General features: G+C 40.7%; 14 protein-coding genes. 7 read left to right on the top strand and 7 right to left on the bottom strand.

Annotated features, from left to right (window positions below; translation table 11 throughout):
• Nucleotides 1-192 precede the first annotated feature (192 nt).
• From ACSSVW_RS04000 to ACSSVW_RS03990, 3 genes are all read left to right on the top strand, one after another.
• Entirely contained in the window at nucleotides 193-978 is a 786-nt protein-coding gene (locus ACSSVW_RS04000; RefSeq protein WP_421418329.1) for a hypothetical protein, read from the top strand.
• A gap of 114 nt (nucleotides 979-1092) precedes the next feature.
• Nucleotides 1093-2475, top strand: coding sequence for an amidohydrolase (locus ACSSVW_RS03995; RefSeq protein WP_036968087.1), 1383 nt, complete (start codon nucleotides 1093-1095; stop codon nucleotides 2473-2475).
• An 11-nt stretch (nucleotides 2476-2486) separates the two neighbouring features.
• On the top strand, nucleotides 2487-3713 hold the full coding sequence (locus ACSSVW_RS03990; protein ID WP_454178892.1) for an amidohydrolase family protein: 1227 nt from the start codon (nucleotides 2487-2489) through the stop codon (nucleotides 3711-3713).
• A 301-nt stretch (nucleotides 3714-4014) separates the two neighbouring features.
• Here ACSSVW_RS03990 and ACSSVW_RS03985 read toward each other — a convergent pair whose 3' ends face one another.
• Nucleotides 4015-6237 carry an NADP-dependent isocitrate dehydrogenase gene (locus ACSSVW_RS03985; protein WP_273008696.1) on the bottom strand — a complete coding sequence of 741 codons (2223 nt, stop codon included), beginning with the start codon at nucleotides 6235-6237 and terminating at the stop codon, nucleotides 4015-4017.
• Nucleotides 6238-6797: 560 nt separating this feature from the next.
• Complete coding sequence (gene cspD / locus ACSSVW_RS03980) at nucleotides 6798-7013, bottom strand: cold shock domain-containing protein CspD (protein WP_036968098.1); 216 nt, start codon at nucleotides 7011-7013, stop codon at nucleotides 6798-6800.
• Between the two features lie 209 nt (nucleotides 7014-7222).
• On the opposite strand from cspD, the gene clpS reads away from it, so the two are divergent.
• Both clpS and clpA read left to right on the top strand, forming a co-directional pair.
• Nucleotides 7223-7531 carry an ATP-dependent Clp protease adapter ClpS gene (gene clpS / locus ACSSVW_RS03975; RefSeq protein ID WP_174403847.1) on the top strand — a complete coding sequence of 103 codons (309 nt, stop codon included), beginning with the start codon at nucleotides 7223-7225 and terminating at the stop codon, nucleotides 7529-7531.
• A 70-nt stretch (nucleotides 7532-7601) separates the two neighbouring features.
• Nucleotides 7602-9866, top strand: coding sequence for an ATP-dependent Clp protease ATP-binding subunit ClpA (gene clpA, locus ACSSVW_RS03970; protein WP_036968105.1), 2265 nt, complete (start codon nucleotides 7602-7604; stop codon nucleotides 9864-9866).
• A 174-nt stretch (nucleotides 9867-10040) separates the two neighbouring features.
• On the opposite strand, the gene infA is transcribed toward clpA, so the two are convergent.
• The 4 genes from infA to trxB form a co-directional block, all read right to left on the bottom strand.
• Nucleotides 10041-10259 (bottom strand): translation initiation factor IF-1, encoded by a 219-nt coding sequence (gene infA, locus ACSSVW_RS03965; RefSeq protein ID WP_002962494.1) that lies wholly within the window; start codon nucleotides 10257-10259, stop codon nucleotides 10041-10043.
• A 90-nt stretch (nucleotides 10260-10349) separates the two neighbouring features.
• Nucleotides 10350-11054, bottom strand: coding sequence for an arginyltransferase (locus ACSSVW_RS03960; protein ID WP_036968108.1), 705 nt, complete (start codon nucleotides 11052-11054; stop codon nucleotides 10350-10352).
• A complete protein-coding gene (gene aat, locus ACSSVW_RS03955) occupies nucleotides 11047-11763 on the bottom strand; it encodes a leucyl/phenylalanyl-tRNA--protein transferase (RefSeq protein ID WP_454178891.1) in 717 nt (238 codons plus the stop codon). Before aat ends, ACSSVW_RS03960 begins: the two co-directional genes overlap by 8 nt.
• 105 nt (nucleotides 11764-11868) lie before the next feature.
• On the bottom strand, nucleotides 11869-12819 hold the full coding sequence (gene trxB / locus ACSSVW_RS03950; RefSeq protein WP_036968114.1) for a thioredoxin-disulfide reductase: 951 nt from the start codon (nucleotides 12817-12819) through the stop codon (nucleotides 11869-11871).
• A gap of 288 nt (nucleotides 12820-13107) precedes the next feature.
• On the opposite strand from trxB, the gene pssA reads away from it, so the two are divergent.
• Nucleotides 13108-14433 carry a CDP-diacylglycerol--serine O-phosphatidyltransferase gene (gene pssA / locus ACSSVW_RS03945; RefSeq protein WP_036968117.1) on the top strand — a complete coding sequence of 442 codons (1326 nt, stop codon included), beginning with the start codon at nucleotides 13108-13110 and terminating at the stop codon, nucleotides 14431-14433.
• Nucleotides 14434-14518: 85 nt separating this feature from the next.
• Here the strand turns inward: pssA and ald are convergent, their stop codons facing one another.
• Entirely contained in the window at nucleotides 14519-15640 is a 1122-nt protein-coding gene (gene ald / locus ACSSVW_RS03940) for an alanine dehydrogenase (RefSeq protein ID WP_454178890.1), read from the bottom strand.
• Between the two features lie 142 nt (nucleotides 15641-15782).
• Between ald and lrp the strand changes: the two genes are divergently transcribed.
• Nucleotides 15783-16262: a leucine-responsive transcriptional regulator Lrp gene (lrp, locus tag ACSSVW_RS03935; RefSeq protein ID WP_036968123.1), complete on the top strand. Its 480-nt coding sequence runs from the start codon at nucleotides 15783-15785 to the stop codon at nucleotides 16260-16262.
• Nucleotides 16263-16272: the final 10 nt, after the last annotated feature.

The following is a 16272-nucleotide window of genomic DNA, read 5'->3' as shown; positions in this document are numbered from 1 at the left end:
TAACCGTTTGATTAGACATATTTTAAAGTATGAATTTTGACACAAATAACGAGAAAATAATTTCATTTTAGAGCAAACTGAGCAGGTTTAGAGAGCGTATTTTCTATTTGTTTTACGGTATTGCTACATTTACGTTTTAACTCTAATTTAAATGTTCACTATTAGACACTGAATAAAGTGTAAGGAGTTTAAGTGACCACAAAATTATCAGGCTATTATCAACAAGCCTATGCCTCACATTCTAAGCATTTTAATCAATGCTTTTATTGTGGTTGTGAGGCAACTGAGCGCGATTATTGCCCCCCTCTTCATATGATGCAAAGTATTATTGATTTAGGTGAAGACGCTGAATTTATTTCAATACCAGCGTGTTATGAATGTTTTGCGCTACTTCATAATGAGCGAGTGCTAACGATTGATGGCCGATTCACCAAAGTAAAAAAGAAAATAGCCAATAAATATGCCAAAGCGCTGCGAGTATTTCACATGTGGCACGAAAATGAGCTTGATGATATGAGTGATGAATTTGTTCATAGTATTAAAGCGGGAATGAAATTAGGCGAAGAAGCTGCACAGCGGCTTGATTTTCAGGGGTACAGTTATGCGACTGAAGATGCCCGCGTTACTATTCGCGAAAAACGCACTGAATTTGATGTGCAAGGTATAATCTTTTACGACTTTAAAGAGGCGCTAAATTACTGTATCAACGAGCTTAGCGTCGATAAAAGTGACTTTTATAAATTAGTCGTTGAAGATTATAACGGCGATTTTAATCGTGCCTTGAGTCAATATCGCCACCGTCATGAAAAAGTAACGGCAGCCACTGATGCCAATACTTTAATCAAAAGCTTTGCTAAACAACATAAACAAAACTCTGATTTCGTAACCCGTACCGTGACGCATTTTATTAATAAAGATCCTAGCCTCACGACCGAAGGTGCATTAGAGAAGCTCTATACGAATTACATTAAAAAATAAGTAACGGAAGAAATAACGTAATTCGTCTTACTTAAACGTCACTTACCTCGTTTGTTAGCATTGCTATTAACATTTGATTAAAGTTATATAATAAAAAAAAGGAGAAACAACAAAATGCATAAATTTGCACCATCCTTGATGGTTATTTCACTTGGTATCGCGCTTGCGGGTTGCCAAGATAATGGCCCACAAGATCCAAAAGTAACGATTGATAAAAACCCATACCCAAGTACTTATAAGCCACTGGCATCAACAAGTACTCTTATTACCAATGCAACGGTACTAACAGGCACCGGTGAGCGTTTAGACGAGGCTGATGTTTATTTTGTTGATGGTAAAGTACAACAAGTAGGCAAGGACTTATCTGTACAAGCAGATAACACCATTGATGCACAAGGCAAATGGGTCACGCCCGGTATCATCGATGTGCATTCGCATTTAGGCGCATACCCAACACCGTCTGTGGCATCGCATCAAGATGGTAACGAAATGACAAGCCCAGTGACTGCTGAAGTATGGGTTGAACACTCTATTTGGCCGCAAGACCCTGGTTTTAACCGTGCTCGTGAAGGCGGCATTACGTCATTACAAATTTTACCAGGCTCAGCAAATTTAATTGGTGGCCGTGGTGTTACTTTAAAAAATGTTCCTTCACATACAATGCAAGGTATGAAATTCCCTGATGCACCCTATGGTTTAAAAATGGCTTGTGGGGAAAATCCAAAACGTGTTTATGGAAGTAAAGGGGTATTACCTTCAACACGTATGGGTAATATGGCGGGCTACAGAACAGCATGGATTGATGCAACGGAATATAAGCGTCAGTGGGAAAAATATGACAGCGATTACGCGGCAGGTAAAAATCCTGAAATTCCTCACCGTGATATTAAGCTAGACACGCTAGCGGGTGTCCTTGATGGCGATATTCTTATTCATAACCATTGCTATAAAGCAGAAGAAATGGCGATGATGATCGACCTAGGCAAAGAATTTGGTTATCACTCAGGCACTTTCCACCACGGTATTGAAGCGTACAAGATTGCCGATTTACTCGCTGAAAACGGCAACTGTGCAGCACTGTGGCCAGATTGGTGGGGCTTTAAAATGGAAGCCTATGACATGGTTCAAGAAAACGTGGCTATTGTCGATGCGGTTAAAAACTCATGCGCGATTGTTCACTCAGATTCTGATACAACTATTCAACGCTTAAACCAAGAAGCAGGTAAAGTGATGTACCGTGCAAACGATGTTGGTTTTAATATTTCAGAACAACACGCTATTAAGTGGATCACAGCAAATGCTGCTAAATCACTGGGTATCGATGATAAAACAGGCTCACTTGAATCGGGTAAACAAGCCGATGTTGTTATCTGGAATCAAAACCCTTTTAGTGTGTACGCAAAAGCTGAGCAAGTATTTATTGATGGTGCCAAGGTATACGATCGTCATGATGAAAAATATCAAGCACAAAGCGATTTCATGCTTGGTCAACAGTAGGAGTAACATTGATGACAAAATTAACTAAAACATTTTCGCTCTCTTTAGTTGCTGCTGGTTTATTTTCGTCGGTAGCGAGCGCACAATCGATTGCAATTATTAATGCAACCATTCACACATCAACAGAACAAGGTGTATTAGAAGGTGCTAGTGTCGTTATTGACGAGGGAAAAATTGTTGCAATTAATCCAGAATCAATAAATGCAGACACCACTGTTGATGCTCAAGGTCAAATCGTGACCGCAGGTTTTATCGGTACGATGAACCAACTTGGCTTAGTTGAAGTAGGGGCTGTTGCGGGTTCTCGTGACGGCGGTGATGATAAAGCGAGTATTGATTTCGATCCTAGTCTTGCTTTTAACCCACGCAGTAGCTTAATTCCTTATGCTCGAAAAGGCGGGATTACTCAAGACGTAATCGTGCCAAATGGTGGTGAAAGTATTTTTGCAGGTCTTGCCTCTGTTGTTGATTTATCGGGTTCTTTCGATAGTGTAAATCAAAAACAAGTTGCCCTTGTGGTTCATTTAGGTGAAAAGAGTAAAGGCTCACGTGCAATGTCGATGAAAACACTGATCGACAAGCTTGAAGGGCACAAGTCAGCTAAAAAAGATGATAAAAAAGAACCCACCACAGAGCAAAAGATCCTTGATAAAGTACTCTCAGGTGAAATGCCACTGATTGCCAGTGTACAACGCGCGTCAGATATCTATGAATTAGTGAAATTAAAAGACACGTTTGGAATTAATTTAGTAATTCATGGTGGTGATGATGCCGTTGTTGTTGCAGATACTTTAGCAAAAGCTAATGTGCCGGTGATTATCAGTTCTATGGCAAATTTACCGGGTAGCTTTGATTCAATGCATGCTAACTTAGCCAATGCAGGCAAACTCGAAAAAGCCGGTGTTAAAGTGATTATTGGTGTTGCAGGGGATTCGAGTCACAATGTTTACCAGTTACGTTTTGATGCGGGCAACGCTGTGTCGTATGGTATGACACAACAAGGTGCATTGAATGCGGTGACCAGTAATATTGCGGATGTTTTTGGCTTGAACTCAGGAGCAATAGCAACAGGCAAACGTGCGAACTTAGTAATGTGGTCTAATGATCCATTTGAATTGAAATCACACGTAAGCAAAATGTGGATCAATGGTGAAGAGGTATCAACTGAAGCGCGTCAAGATAAATTGCGCGAACGTTACACAACCGAATCAGCGATGCCAAGAGCGTACACAAAGTAATTTGAATAAGAAAGGCCGCCTCTGCGGCCTTTTATACCAATTAGCTTAATTAACTGGTCTTTTTTTCACGCAATAAAACCCCGTTTATACCAAGGCAAAAATGTCGTTAGCTAGTTGTTCTCGGCAATTGCTCCTGCATTGCTCTATCTCCTGCATCCATGCTGTCGTAAATTAGACATTTTTAACGCAGGTAGCGACAGGTTTAATCACTCAAAATAATTAAGTCGTATTGCGGATTGGTATTATCGCATTCATAAAAAAAGCGCTCAATGAGCGCTTTTTTAACAGATTTCAATAACAATTAAACTAATTTAGCTAAAATGTCATTGAATGTTGTGCTTGGACGCATTGCTTTAAATGCCGCATCGTCATTTGGTTGGTAATAACCACCTACATCCATTGCTGAACCTTGTGCATCGTTCAACTCAGTAACGATTTGCTCTTTTTGTGATTCAAGGTCAGAAGCGATTTGCGTGAACTGTGCTTTTAACTCAGCGTCATCGTTTTGAGCAGCAAGTTCTTGTGCCCAGAATAATGCTAAGAAGAAGTGAGAACCACGGTTATCAATCTCTTTCACTTTACGTGAAGGTGATTTGTTTTCAGCAAGGAAAGTACCTGTTGCTTTATCTAGCGTATCAGCAAGTACTTGTGCTTTCTTATTACCAGTATTAACGCTTAAGTGCTCTAAAGAAGCCGCAAGTGCTAAAAACTCACCCAGAGAATCCCAACGTAAGTGGTTTTCTTTTTCGAATTGCTGTACATGCTTAGGAGCAGAACCACCCGCACCCGTTTCGAATAAACCACCACCGTTCATAAGTGGTACGATTGACAGCATTTTAGCGCTTGTACCTAGCTCAAGAATAGGGAATAAGTCAGTTAGGTAATCACGCAGTACGTTACCTGTTACAGAAATCGTATCTTTACCTTCTTTAATACGCTCAAGTGAGAACTTAGTCGCTTCAAGGGGTGCTAAAATACGGATATCTAAACCATCAGTATCGTGATGTGGTAAATACGCATTTACTTTTTTGATTAGCTCGGCATCGTGCGCACGATTTTCATCTAACCAGAATACAGCAGGTGTATTTGTTGCGCGAGCACGATTAACAGCAAGTTTAACCCAATCTTGAATTGGTGCATCTTTTACCTGACACATACGCCAGATGTCACCTTGCTCAACAGCGTGCTCAAGTAATGTTGTGCCGTTTGTATCTACCACGCGAACAGTACCTGCTGCTGATACTTCAAACGTTTTATCGTGTGAGCCGTATTCTTCCGCTTTTTGTGCCATAAGGCCTACGTTAGGTACGCTACCCATGGTTGTAGGATCGAATGCACCATTTTCTTTACAGAAATCAATAGTTGCTTGGTAAACACCAGAATAACAACGGTCTGGAATGACAAAACTTGTGTCTTGTAATTTACCTTCGCTGTTCCACATTTGACCGCTTGAACGGATTGCAGCAGGCATTGATGCATCAATGATCACATCGCTTGGTACGTGAAGATTAGTAATACCACGGTCTGAGTCAACCATCGCGATAGCAGGGTTGTTGTCATAAACAGCTTGGATATCGGCTTCGATTTCAGCTTTTTTAGCAGCATCTAGTTTTTCGATTTTAGCAAATACGTCACCAAAACCGTTATTCACATCAACATCTAACTCTTTGAAAAGGTCAGCGTGTTTGGTAAATACATCTTTAAAGAATACTTTTACTGCATGACCAAAGATGATTGGGTCAGATACCTTCATCATCGTTGCTTTCATGTGTAGTGAGAACAATACACCTTTTTCTTTAGCAGTCTGAATTTCTTTCGCTAAGAAATCTTGTAATTTTGCAACGCTTAGACGAGATGCGTCAATCACTTCGCCTGCTAGAAGCGGTGTGCTTGCTTTAAGTACTGTAACGTCGCCATTTTCTGCAACGTGCTCAATACGCACATCAGTCGCTTCTGCAACAGTCACTGATTGCTCAGAACCAAAGAAATCACCTTCTTCCATACTTGCAACATACGACTCAGAATCTTTGCTCCAAGCACCCATTGAATGTGGGTTATTACGAGCATACTCTTTTACAGAGCTAGGTGCACGACGGTCAGAGTTACCTTCACGAAGTACAGGGTTTACAGCACTGCCTTTGATTTTGTCGTAAGTCGCTTTAATTTTTTGCTCTTCATCAGTTTTTGGCTCTGATGGGTAGTCAGGTAGTGCGTAACCTTTTTCTTGTAGCTCTTTGATTACAGCGCGTAGCTGTGGAACCGACGCACTGATATTAGGAAGCTTGATAATATTTGCTTCAGGCGTTTTAGCCATTTGGCCTAGTTCAGCAAGTGCATCATCAATACGTTGCTCTTCTGTAAGGTACTCAGGGAAGTTAGCAATTACACGACCTGCTAATGAAATGTCGCGAGTTTCAACTTCAACACCTGCCGCGTTAGTATACGCCTGGATGATTGGTAACAATGAATACGTTGCCAGTGCTGGCGCTTCATCTGTTTTAGTGTAGATAATTTTTGATGTCATCATCATTCCTAGATAGTTGGCGTAATGTTTGGCAGTTACTGCAAGCAGCCACCCTTAATTAGCCATATTCAACAATGCAATTATATTGCTATCAAATAATACCAACTCGCCATAACATTTGCTTTATTCGAGAATAAACCGCACCTAACAGCATTGCAGCGCTTATTTAGAATCACTAAATAACGACTTTTGCTGAGTTATCGGCAAGATTTTCCTCAATATCGCTCATTTAATTAACTGAATTGGTATCATAGCAATCAGTCTGTTAGCTGTTGCAACTTAATACGGGGTATCAAAATAACCACAGCTGACAGACTGTAAAATTCTTATAGCCTAAACAGGCATAAAATGAAATTAGCCATAAGCCTTAGGTCAAAATGACGAAAAAGCTAAATTTAAGCAACAAGAGTGTAACAAGCTTGGCTCTAAAGGGCTAATAACAATTAAACAATTGGGATGAAGAAAAGGAATTTCAAGGATAAATATGAGATATATTAGTGGGAAGAGAGTAAGCGAGGAACTTAACAAGGTCGCTCGCTTGATACTCGAATAGGTAATACCTAAGAAATTTCATCGTTAGGCGCAATATTCGTTGCGTGTAACCCTTTTGGACCTTGTTGCAATTCGAATGTTACATCTTGACCAGCTTTAAGTGTTTTATAACCGTCCATTACAATCGTTGAGTAATGAGCGAATATATCAGTCTCGCTACCGTCTTCTACGATGAAACCAAAACCTTTGGCATTGTTGAACCATTTGACTTTACCACAAGCCATACTTCTACATCCTTCTATAAGTTGACTAATTTAGTTATTCTAAACCGTGTAATTTGCTAGACTGACTAAGGTTTAATCAATCTATAATTGACTGTAGTTTATTTAGGCAGTCAGTCAAGTGTTTTGAACTATTTTTTAACAATTTATTTATTTTTTTATTCAAGTTTGCTTGAGTTCTAAAGACAAGACTATATTTAATTATGAGTGGTATGAAAGATTCTGGTGTTATTGAAACGGTTCGCGATAGTGAAAAGCAAAAACTGCAACCACCGCGAAAATATAAGGTCATTTTAAATAATGATGATTACACGCCAATGGACTTTGTGATAGAAGTACTAATGACGTTTTTTAATATGGATAGCGATAGAGCAACAGATGTGATGCTTCAAGTTCATCATAATGGCAAAGCAATATGCGGCATTTATAGCGCCGATGTTGCTTACACCAAAGTTGAGCAAGTTAATCGTTACGCACGAGACAACGAGCATCCACTGCTATGTAGTTGTGAGCAGGAATAAATACCAAGGTAGGGTGAACATTTAGCCCATCACAACGGTATATAAATATTATCTCAGTAAGGGGTTGCCAATGCTAAACAAAGACTTAGAACTAACCTTGAATGCGGCGTTTCGCGAAGCAAGAACGCGCCGACATGAATTTATGACCGTCGAGCATCTTTTACTCGCGCTGCTCGATAACCCTTCTGCTGGAGAAGCGCTTAACGCCTGTGGTGTAGATATGAGCGCGTTAAAAGTTGAGTTATCAGATTTTATCGACGAAACAACGCCGGTTATTCCTGACTTAGAAGAAGACAGAGAAACACAGCCTACATTGGGTTTTCAACGAGTGCTTCAACGCGCGGTGTTTCATGTGCAATCGTCAGGTAAAAATGAAGTAACAGGCGTAAATGTACTTGTGGCTATTTTCTCTGAACAAGAAAGCCAAGCTGTTTATTTACTTAAAAAAGCGGATGTAAATCGTTTAGACATCGTTAACTTCATTTCGCATGGTATTTCGAAAGCCGATGATGATATCGGTGGCGATGACCATGATGATATTCATGAAGAAGTACAAGAGGTGCAAGGCGAAGAGCCGACTAAACTTGAAAACTTTACAACAAACCTCAATCAGCAAGCGATTGAAGGAAATATCGATCCGCTTGTTGGCCGTGATAATGAAGTCGAGCGTACGGTACAAGTATTATGCCGTCGTAAGAAAAATAATCCATTGTTGGTTGGTGAAGCAGGGGTAGGTAAAACAGCCATTGCTGAAGGCCTTGCTTATCGTATTGTGAAAAACGAAGTGCCTGATGTAATAGCCGATGCGGTTGTTTATTCACTTGATATGGGGGCATTATTAGCCGGTACAAAATACCGCGGCGACTTTGAAAAACGTTTTAAATCGTTACTAAAAGAGCTGCAAGCTAAACCGCATTCAATTTTATTTATCGATGAGATACATACCATTATTGGTGCGGGTGCTGCGTCTGGTGGTGTAATGGATGCGTCTAACTTAATTAAGCCGTTACTTTCAAGTGGTAAATTACGTTGTATGGGCTCGACCACTTACAACGAGTATAAAAATATTTTTGAGAAAGACCGTGCTCTGGTACGTCGTTTCCAAAAAATTGATGTACTTGAGCCAAGTGTGGCTGATACAACGAAAATCCTCAATGGCTTAAAAGAGCGTTACGAAGAGCATCATGGTATTCGTTACACGCAAAAAGCCCTTAAGGCAGCTGCTGAGCTGAGCGCAAAATACATTAATGAGCGTCATTTACCTGACAAAGCGATTGATGTGATTGACGAAGCAGGTGCAAATCAGCGCCTACAACCGATATCAAAACGCAAAAAAACCATTGGTGTAGCTGATATCGAGTTAATTGTGTCAAAAATGGCGCGTATACCACAGCAAAGCGTTTCTTCAAGTGATAAAGAAACATTGAAGAACCTTGATCGTAACTTGAAGATGCTTGTATTTGGTCAAGATCAATCAATTGATGCATTAACATCGGCTATTCGTTTATCTCGCTCTGGACTCGCAAATGAAGATAAACCTGTGGGGTCGTTCTTATTTGCAGGCCCAACGGGTGTTGGTAAAACAGAGGTCACTAAGCAGTTAGCTAAGTGCATGGGGGTTGAGTTTATTCGCTTTGATATGTCTGAATACGTTGAACGTCACGCAGTAAGCCGTTTGATTGGTGCGCCTCCAGGCTATGTTGGCTTTGAGCAAGGTGGTTTATTAACCGAAGCCGTTATCAAAAACCCGCACGCGGTGGTGTTGCTTGATGAAATTGAAAAAGCGCATCCAGATATCTACAACATTTTATTACAAGTGATGGATCACGGCACCTTAACGGATAATAACGGCCGTAAAGCCGACTTTAGAAATGTGGTAGTGGTAATGACAACCAACGCCGGTGTACAAGAGACTGTGCGTAAATCGATAGGCTTTACAGAGCAAGATCATTCTCACGATGCCATGACTGAGATTAACAAGGTCTTTTCACCTGAATTTAGAAACCGCTTAGATAACATTATTTGGTTTAATCACCTTGAAAAAGACGTTATTTTGCAGGTTGTTGATAAATTCATTGTTGAGCTTCAAGCTCAGCTAGATAAGAAGTCTGTTAATCTTGAACTGACATCTAAAGCTCGTGAATGGTTGGCTGATAAAGGTTACGACAAAGCAATGGGCGCACGGCCAATGGCGCGTGTGATTCAAGACGAGCTTAAAAAGCCGTTGGCCAATGAAATTCTATTTGGAGAGTTGGCCGCGGGTGGTTCAGTAAAAGTGTCGGTTAAGGACAAGAAAATTCACTTTGAATATGAAACAAACCTCGAAACAGCGTAAGGTTTAAAAGGCAGAAAACAAAAAGCCCAGCTAATGCTGGGCTTTTTGTTTATTAAATGGAATTGAAACTAGGGTAGTTTGAACACCATTTAATAAACGCTTTTAGCTCTTTGTAATAAACACACCTGCCCATTCAAAGCAGCAAAAAGCTAAATCTCTCGTTATCGCACTAACTTAGCGAGCACGGAATACGATGCGACCTTTCGATAAATCGTAAGGAGTCATTTCTACGGTTACTTTGTCGCCAGTTAAGATGCGGATATAGTTTTTGCGCATTTTTCCAGAGATATGAGCCACAACTACGTGACCATTTTCTAGCTCAACTCGGAACATTGTATTTGGTAAAGTATCAAGGACCGTACCTTGCATTTCGATTACGTCTTCTTTCGCCATGTTTAGCGTAACACCTCTTTAATAGTTAAACGCTGCAGATTTTGCCGAAAATACAGCAATAAGTAAAGCTACAGGGCTCAAATTTGTAAATTAAATCGCCAACCAGTGATCGCCAAGATGCTTTTCTGCGGGCAAAAATTGGGTTTTGTATTTCATTTTGTCACATTCGTCGATTTGATAGCCCAAATAGACAAATTGTTTTGCTTGTTGTTTAGCAAACTTAATTTGCTGCATGATCATGATACTACCAATGCTGTACTTCTCATAATCGGGATCAAAAAATGTGTAAATTGCGGAAACTGCATTGTGCATGCAGTCGGTGACTGCTACAGCAACGAGCTTGTCACCTTCTCGCAGTTCAATAAATGTCACAGGCAACCATTGGCAAAATAAAAAGCTTTCATATTGGTTCTGATCAGGCGGAAACATAGAGCCATCTTGATGTCGTTGCGTAATGTACTTGCAATAAAGAGGGTAATATTCTGCGCGTTCATATTCACTGTAACTAACCGTAAAAAGTTTGTCTGCTTTGTTTAGTTTACGTTTTTGTGATTTAGAAGGCGTAAATTGTTGCGCTAAGACACGCACTGAATTACAGGCGTTACAAACAGGGCAGTGAGGACGATATATTTGGTCACCACTGCGCCTAAACCCTAATGCTAACAATTGTTCAAATTTATCAGGGCAATAGCAACTTGGGTCCAATATAACGAGGAGCTGCTCTTGGCGATCCGGTAAATAACTGCAATCAAATTGCTGGCTCAAACCAAGCCTAGCGGGTAAATGCTCAGTCATAAATATTTATCAACTCTTGTGGTTGCCACATGTCTGCTGTGGGAACATAGTTTTTTGCTAACTTAAGTCTAGTTAAAAATTCACTACGTGGGATAACTTTTGCACCTAAAGTTAGCAAATAAGGGTTCTCTAGCTGACAATCAATAAAATGAGCATCGTGTTTCTTTAGCCAGTTAACGAGTGCCCACATCGCCAGTTTTGAGCCGTTTGATACTTGGTGAAACATCGACTCTCCACAAAATACGCCATGTTGCATGATGCCATAGAGACCTGCGACTAACTCATTGTCATGCCAAATCTCGACACTGTGTGCAAGACCTTGTTGATGGGCTTGAATGTAAGCATCCATCATTTGCTCAGTGATCCACGTACCTTCTGCGTCTAAGCGTTGTTCACGGCAAGCTGAAATCACGTGAGAAAAAGCATGATTAATCGTGACGCGAAACGCAGAGCGCTTTAAATATTTTTTTAAGCTACGACTAACATGAAACTCGTCAAGTTCAATGATGCCTCGCAGGCTAGGTGACCACCACATAATCGGCTCATAATCACTAAACCAAGGGAATATACCGGATTGATAGGCGTTCTTTAAGCGCGCAACAGATAACCCACCGCCAATTGCTAAAAGGCCATCAGGCTCGTCAAGGGCATGCTCAGGGTTGGGGAAATCAACACCTGATTCAGGAAGTTGATAAATTTGCTTTGTCATTGCAGCAGATTCATTATTATTTTTGATAATTTTAGCAAAATTTTTGCCTAAAAAAAGGGGCTGTATAGCCCCTTGGTATTTTAAAAAGGTGTTTTAAATCGCTGGTTACAGATTGTCTAGGAAGCGCTCTGCATCAAGTGCTGCCATACAGCCTGTACCGGCTGATGTGATGGCTTGGCGATAAATATGGTCACATACATCACCCGCAGCAAAAACACCCGGTACGCTTGTTTGTGTTGCGTTACCGTTTAAGCCAGATTCAACCACTAAGTAGCCATCTTTCATTTCAAGCTGACCTGCAAACATATCCGTGTTTGGCTTATGACCAATCGCAATGAATACACCGGCAAGATCTAAATTCTCAGTCTCATCAGAATCCGTGGCTTTAATGCGAATACCGGTTACACCCATTTCATCACCTAATACTTCGTCTAGGGTACGGTTATAGTGTAAAACAACATTACCATTTTCAGCTTTTTCTTTAAGGCGGTCTGCTAAGATTTTTTCACTGCGGAAGCTATCACGGCGATGAACCACGTGAACTTCTGCTGCAATATTTGATAAATATAACGCTTCTTCAACAGCCGTATTACCACCGCCTACAACAGCAACCTTTTGGCCACGATAAAAGAAACCATCGCACGTTGCACAGGCTGAAACACCACGACCTTGGAAGTTTGTTTCAGACTCTAAGCCTAAGTATTTAGCTGATGCGCCTGTTGCGATAATAAGTGCATCACACGTATACGTACCAGAATCACCTGTTAGAGTGAAAGGACGCTTAGATACATCTACTTTGTTAATGTGGTCGAACACAATTTCAGTTTCAAAACGTTCAGCGTGTTCTTTCATACGTTCCATTAATGCTGGGCCTGTTAGGCCGTGAGCATCACCCGGCCAGTTTTCAACTTCAGTTGTCGTTGTTAATTGACCACCTTGTTGAATACCCGTGATAAGAACAGGGTTAAGGTTTGCACGTGCAGCATATACAGCAGCAGTGTAGCCAGCAGGGCCAGAACCTAAAATTAGTAATTTACAGTGTTTTGCGTCACTCATGGTTTTTCCTAAAAACGTTTTGATACGATGTCTATGCGCCCGATTCTAAGAAAAACAAGGCGGAAGTAAACAAAAGGGCGGATTATTTTTTTAAGTAAATCGCGAAGCTGTCAAATAATCCTTACTTAATAAAATTTAAATGCCTCTTTTTGCTTATAAAACGAGCTAATAGTGAAGTATTAGCGTAGCAAAGTGCGTTAATTCATGACCAAGCAATATTTTTTTGGTATGTTTTAGCTAATTTTGATATTAGCTTAGACTTTAGGCTAGATAAACGAACAGGCAATTATGGTATTTTGGCAGGAAAAGCCCGCATTTGGGCTGACTACAGAAGACGTCCAAGTCTTAACCAATGCGAGAGAGTATCGCACTGAACTATTGCGTCTAATTCGTTCGGCGACGAAAAGAATTTATATTACTGCTTTATATTTACAAGACGATGAAGCGGGTCAAGAGGTTTTAACAGCCTTACATGAGGCGTCTTTAGCGAATCCTGAGTTGGAAGTAAACGTGTTAGTAGACTTTCATCGTGCTCAACGGGGCTTAATTGGTGCTGCCAAGTCTGATGGCAATGCCAGCATGTATTGTGATTTCCAAGAAAAGTATCAGTCAAACGTTAAAGTGTATGGTGTACCCGTAAAAGCGAAAGAGCTTTTTGGGGTATTACATTTAAAAGGCTTCGTAATTGACGACACCTTACTTTACAGCGGTGCGAGCTTAAATAATGTTTATTTACAACAGGATGATCGTTATCGTCTTGACCGTTATTTTTTAGTTCACCAAGCAGGCTTGTGTAATTCGGTCATCGAATTTATTAACACACATTTATTGAGCTCTGCAGCTGTTCCACGCATTGATACGCGCCCGTTAACTCAATTCAATGATATCAAAGTTGCTCAAAAGCAATTAATGAGAGATCTAAAATCAGCAAGTTATGACAGTGCGGCTGAGGCAAGTGCAGGTGAGTTAGGGGTGCGTTTGTTTTTGGGTTTAGGTCGGCGTAGCAATAAGCTAAACCGCTTAATCAAATCATTATTTGATACAACAGAGCACGAACTCATTCTTTACACGCCGTATTTTAATTTCCCTGCACCGTTGATGCGCTCGTTACGTCGCCTTTTAAAACAAGGTAAAAACGTGACCATTGTGGTGGGAGATAAAACAGCAAACGACTTTTACTTACCGCCATCTGAGCCGTTTAGTAAAATTGGTGCGCTGCCATATTTATACGAAACCATTTTGTATAAATTTTTAAAATCGCAAAAGCGTCATATCGCCAATGGTAACCTTAACGTTTATCTGTGGAAACACGAGAGCAACTCATTCCATTTAAAAGGGATTTGCTCTGACAAGCGTTTGCATCTGTTAAGCGGGCATAATTTAAATCCGCGTGCATGGGGGCTTGATATTGAAAATGGTATTTTAATTGACGATCCGCAGCAGCATATACTAAAGCAAATAGAGCAAGAAAAGCAGGCGATATTAACTCATTGCCGACGCTTATCAGGCCCGCAAGATTTAGAAACGATGGATGACTACCCAGCGCCTGTAAAAAAATTACTGGGTCAGGCCAAACGTGTGAAAGTTGATTTTATAATCAAACGATTTATCTAACTATCAACCAGATAAACAGAGTCTTGTGTTTTTTGAGACGAAAAAAAAGCAGCGATATCGCTGCTTTTTTGTTTCACAATGCTAATTAAGCATTTTCAACTGCTGTACGTGGGTCAACATATTCCATGTTGAATGCTTCAGCTACTTCTTTGTAAGTAACTTGGCCTTTAATCACGTTTAAGCCTTTTAAGAAGTGTGCATCGTCAAGAAGCGCTTTCTTATAGCCTTTGTTAGCAAGGTTGATGATAAACGGTAATGTTGCGTTATTAAGTGCGAACGTAGAAGTACGTGGAACAGCACCTGGCATGTTTGCAACACAGTAGTGAACAACGTCATCAACAATGTAAGTAGGATCAGCGTGTGTCGTCGCTTTTGAAGTCGCGATACAACCACCTTGGTCGATTGCAACGTCAACGATTGCAGAACCAGGCTTCATTGCTTTAATGTGTTCAGCTGTCACTAATTTAGGCGCTGCAGCACCTGGGATTAGTACGCCACCGATCACAAGGTCAGCTTCTAGTACGTGTTTCTCTAGCGCATCAGCGGTTGAGTAAATCGCTTTCACTTTGTTACCAAACTGAGCGTCTAGTGCACGTAATACATCGATGTTACGGTCTAAAACAACCACATCTGCACCTAGGCCAACTGCCATTTGTGCTGCACTACGACCAACCATGCCGCCGCCGATAACAACAACTTTAGCTGGCTCAACACCTGGTACACCACCAAGTAACATACCACGGCCATGGTTCGACTTTTCTAGCGCTTGTGCACCAGCTTGGATTGACATACGACCAGCAACTTCACTCATCGGTGCTAGAAGTGGTAAACCGCCACGAGCGTCTGTTACTGTTTCGTAAGCGATACAGATTGCGCCACTTTTAACAAGGTCTTCAGTTTGTGGAAGATCGGGTGCTAGGTGAAGGTAAGTAAATAGAATTTGGTCTTCGCGTAACATTGTACGCTCAACCGCTTGTGGCTCTTTTACTTTTACGATCATTTCAGCTTTAGCAAAAACGTCAGCTGGGGTAGGTAAAATTTCAGCGCCTGCTGCAATATAATCTTCGTTAGTGAAGCCAATGCCCATACCTGCATCAGTTTCAACGAACACTTGGTGGCCATGGTTTACTAGTTCACGAACACTCGCAGGAACCATACCTACACGGTATTCATGGTTTTTAATTTCTTTTGGTACACCAATAATCATAGTTTTTCGCCTTAATAGAACGGGATAAAATTTTCGACTATTATATTCATGACATGGCAGTGTGTCTCACCTTTTTTAAGTTCATTTGCAGTGATATAATCTAAAAAATATATTTTAACAGTGTAAAACTCTGGTTTAGCGTATGCATCAATTACTTGACAGAATAGACCGAAAAATTTTAATGGAATTACAGCTTGATGGAAGGCTCTCTAACGTAGAGTTAGCAAGGCGTGTAGGCTTAAGTGCGACCCCGTGTTTAGAGCGTGTAAAGAAGCTAGAAAGAGAAGGCTACATACTCGGGTACAAAGCAGTTGTTGATCCTGCAAAATTGGGTCAGGGGTTGTCGGTGTACGTTGAGGTCACGATTACGAAAACCTCACCTGATGTATTTGAAGAATTTAATGCGGCGGTAAAAAAGCACGATGAAATAATTGAGTGTCACCTCGTTTCGGGAAATTTCGACTTTTTATTAAAGACCCGCGTTAATGACATGTCAGAATACCGTAACGTACTGGGTGATATCTTACTTAAGTTACCTAATGTAAGTGAGAGCCGTACCTACGTCGTGATGGAAGAAGTAAAAGGTGAACAAGGGGTGATTATTCGTCCTTATATTGCATAAACTGTTAAAA

It is taken from the genome of Pseudoalteromonas sp. MBR-15 (assembly GCF_053628915.1).
The sequence above is the reverse complement of the archived record's forward strand: the minus strand, read 5'-3'. Positions and strand labels throughout refer to the sequence as shown.

Excerpts from the sequence above, each read along its gene's own strand:
- ACSSVW_RS03995 (WP_036968087.1), top strand. The coding sequence starts at position 1,093 with ATGCATAAATTTGCACCATCCTTGATGGTTATTTCACTTGGTATCGCG.
- ACSSVW_RS03990 (WP_454178892.1), top strand. The coding sequence starts at position 2,487 with ATGACAAAATTAACTAAAACATTTTCGCTCTCTTTAGTTGCTGCTGGT.
- ACSSVW_RS03985 (WP_273008696.1), bottom strand. The coding sequence starts at position 6,237 with ATGACATCAAAAATTATCTACACTAAAACAGATGAAGCGCCAGCACTG.
- cspD (WP_036968098.1), bottom strand. The coding sequence starts at position 7,013 with ATGGCTTGTGGTAAAGTCAAATGGTTCAACAATGCCAAAGGTTTTGGT.
- clpS (WP_174403847.1), top strand. The coding sequence starts at position 7,223 with ATGAAAGATTCTGGTGTTATTGAAACGGTTCGCGATAGTGAAAAGCAA.
- clpA (WP_036968105.1), top strand. The coding sequence starts at position 7,602 with ATGCTAAACAAAGACTTAGAACTAACCTTGAATGCGGCGTTTCGCGAA.
- infA (WP_002962494.1), bottom strand. The coding sequence starts at position 10,259 with ATGGCGAAAGAAGACGTAATCGAAATGCAAGGTACGGTCCTTGATACT.
- ACSSVW_RS03960 (WP_036968108.1), bottom strand. The coding sequence starts at position 11,054 with ATGACTGAGCATTTACCCGCTAGGCTTGGTTTGAGCCAGCAATTTGAT.
- aat (WP_454178891.1), bottom strand. The coding sequence starts at position 11,763 with ATGACAAAGCAAATTTATCAACTTCCTGAATCAGGTGTTGATTTCCCC.
- trxB (WP_036968114.1), bottom strand. The coding sequence starts at position 12,819 with ATGAGTGACGCAAAACACTGTAAATTACTAATTTTAGGTTCTGGCCCT.
- pssA (WP_036968117.1), top strand. The coding sequence starts at position 13,108 with ATGGTATTTTGGCAGGAAAAGCCCGCATTTGGGCTGACTACAGAAGAC.
- ald (WP_454178890.1), bottom strand. The coding sequence starts at position 15,640 with ATGATTATTGGTGTACCAAAAGAAATTAAAAACCATGAATACCGTGTA.
- lrp (WP_036968123.1), top strand. The coding sequence starts at position 15,783 with ATGCATCAATTACTTGACAGAATAGACCGAAAAATTTTAATGGAATTA.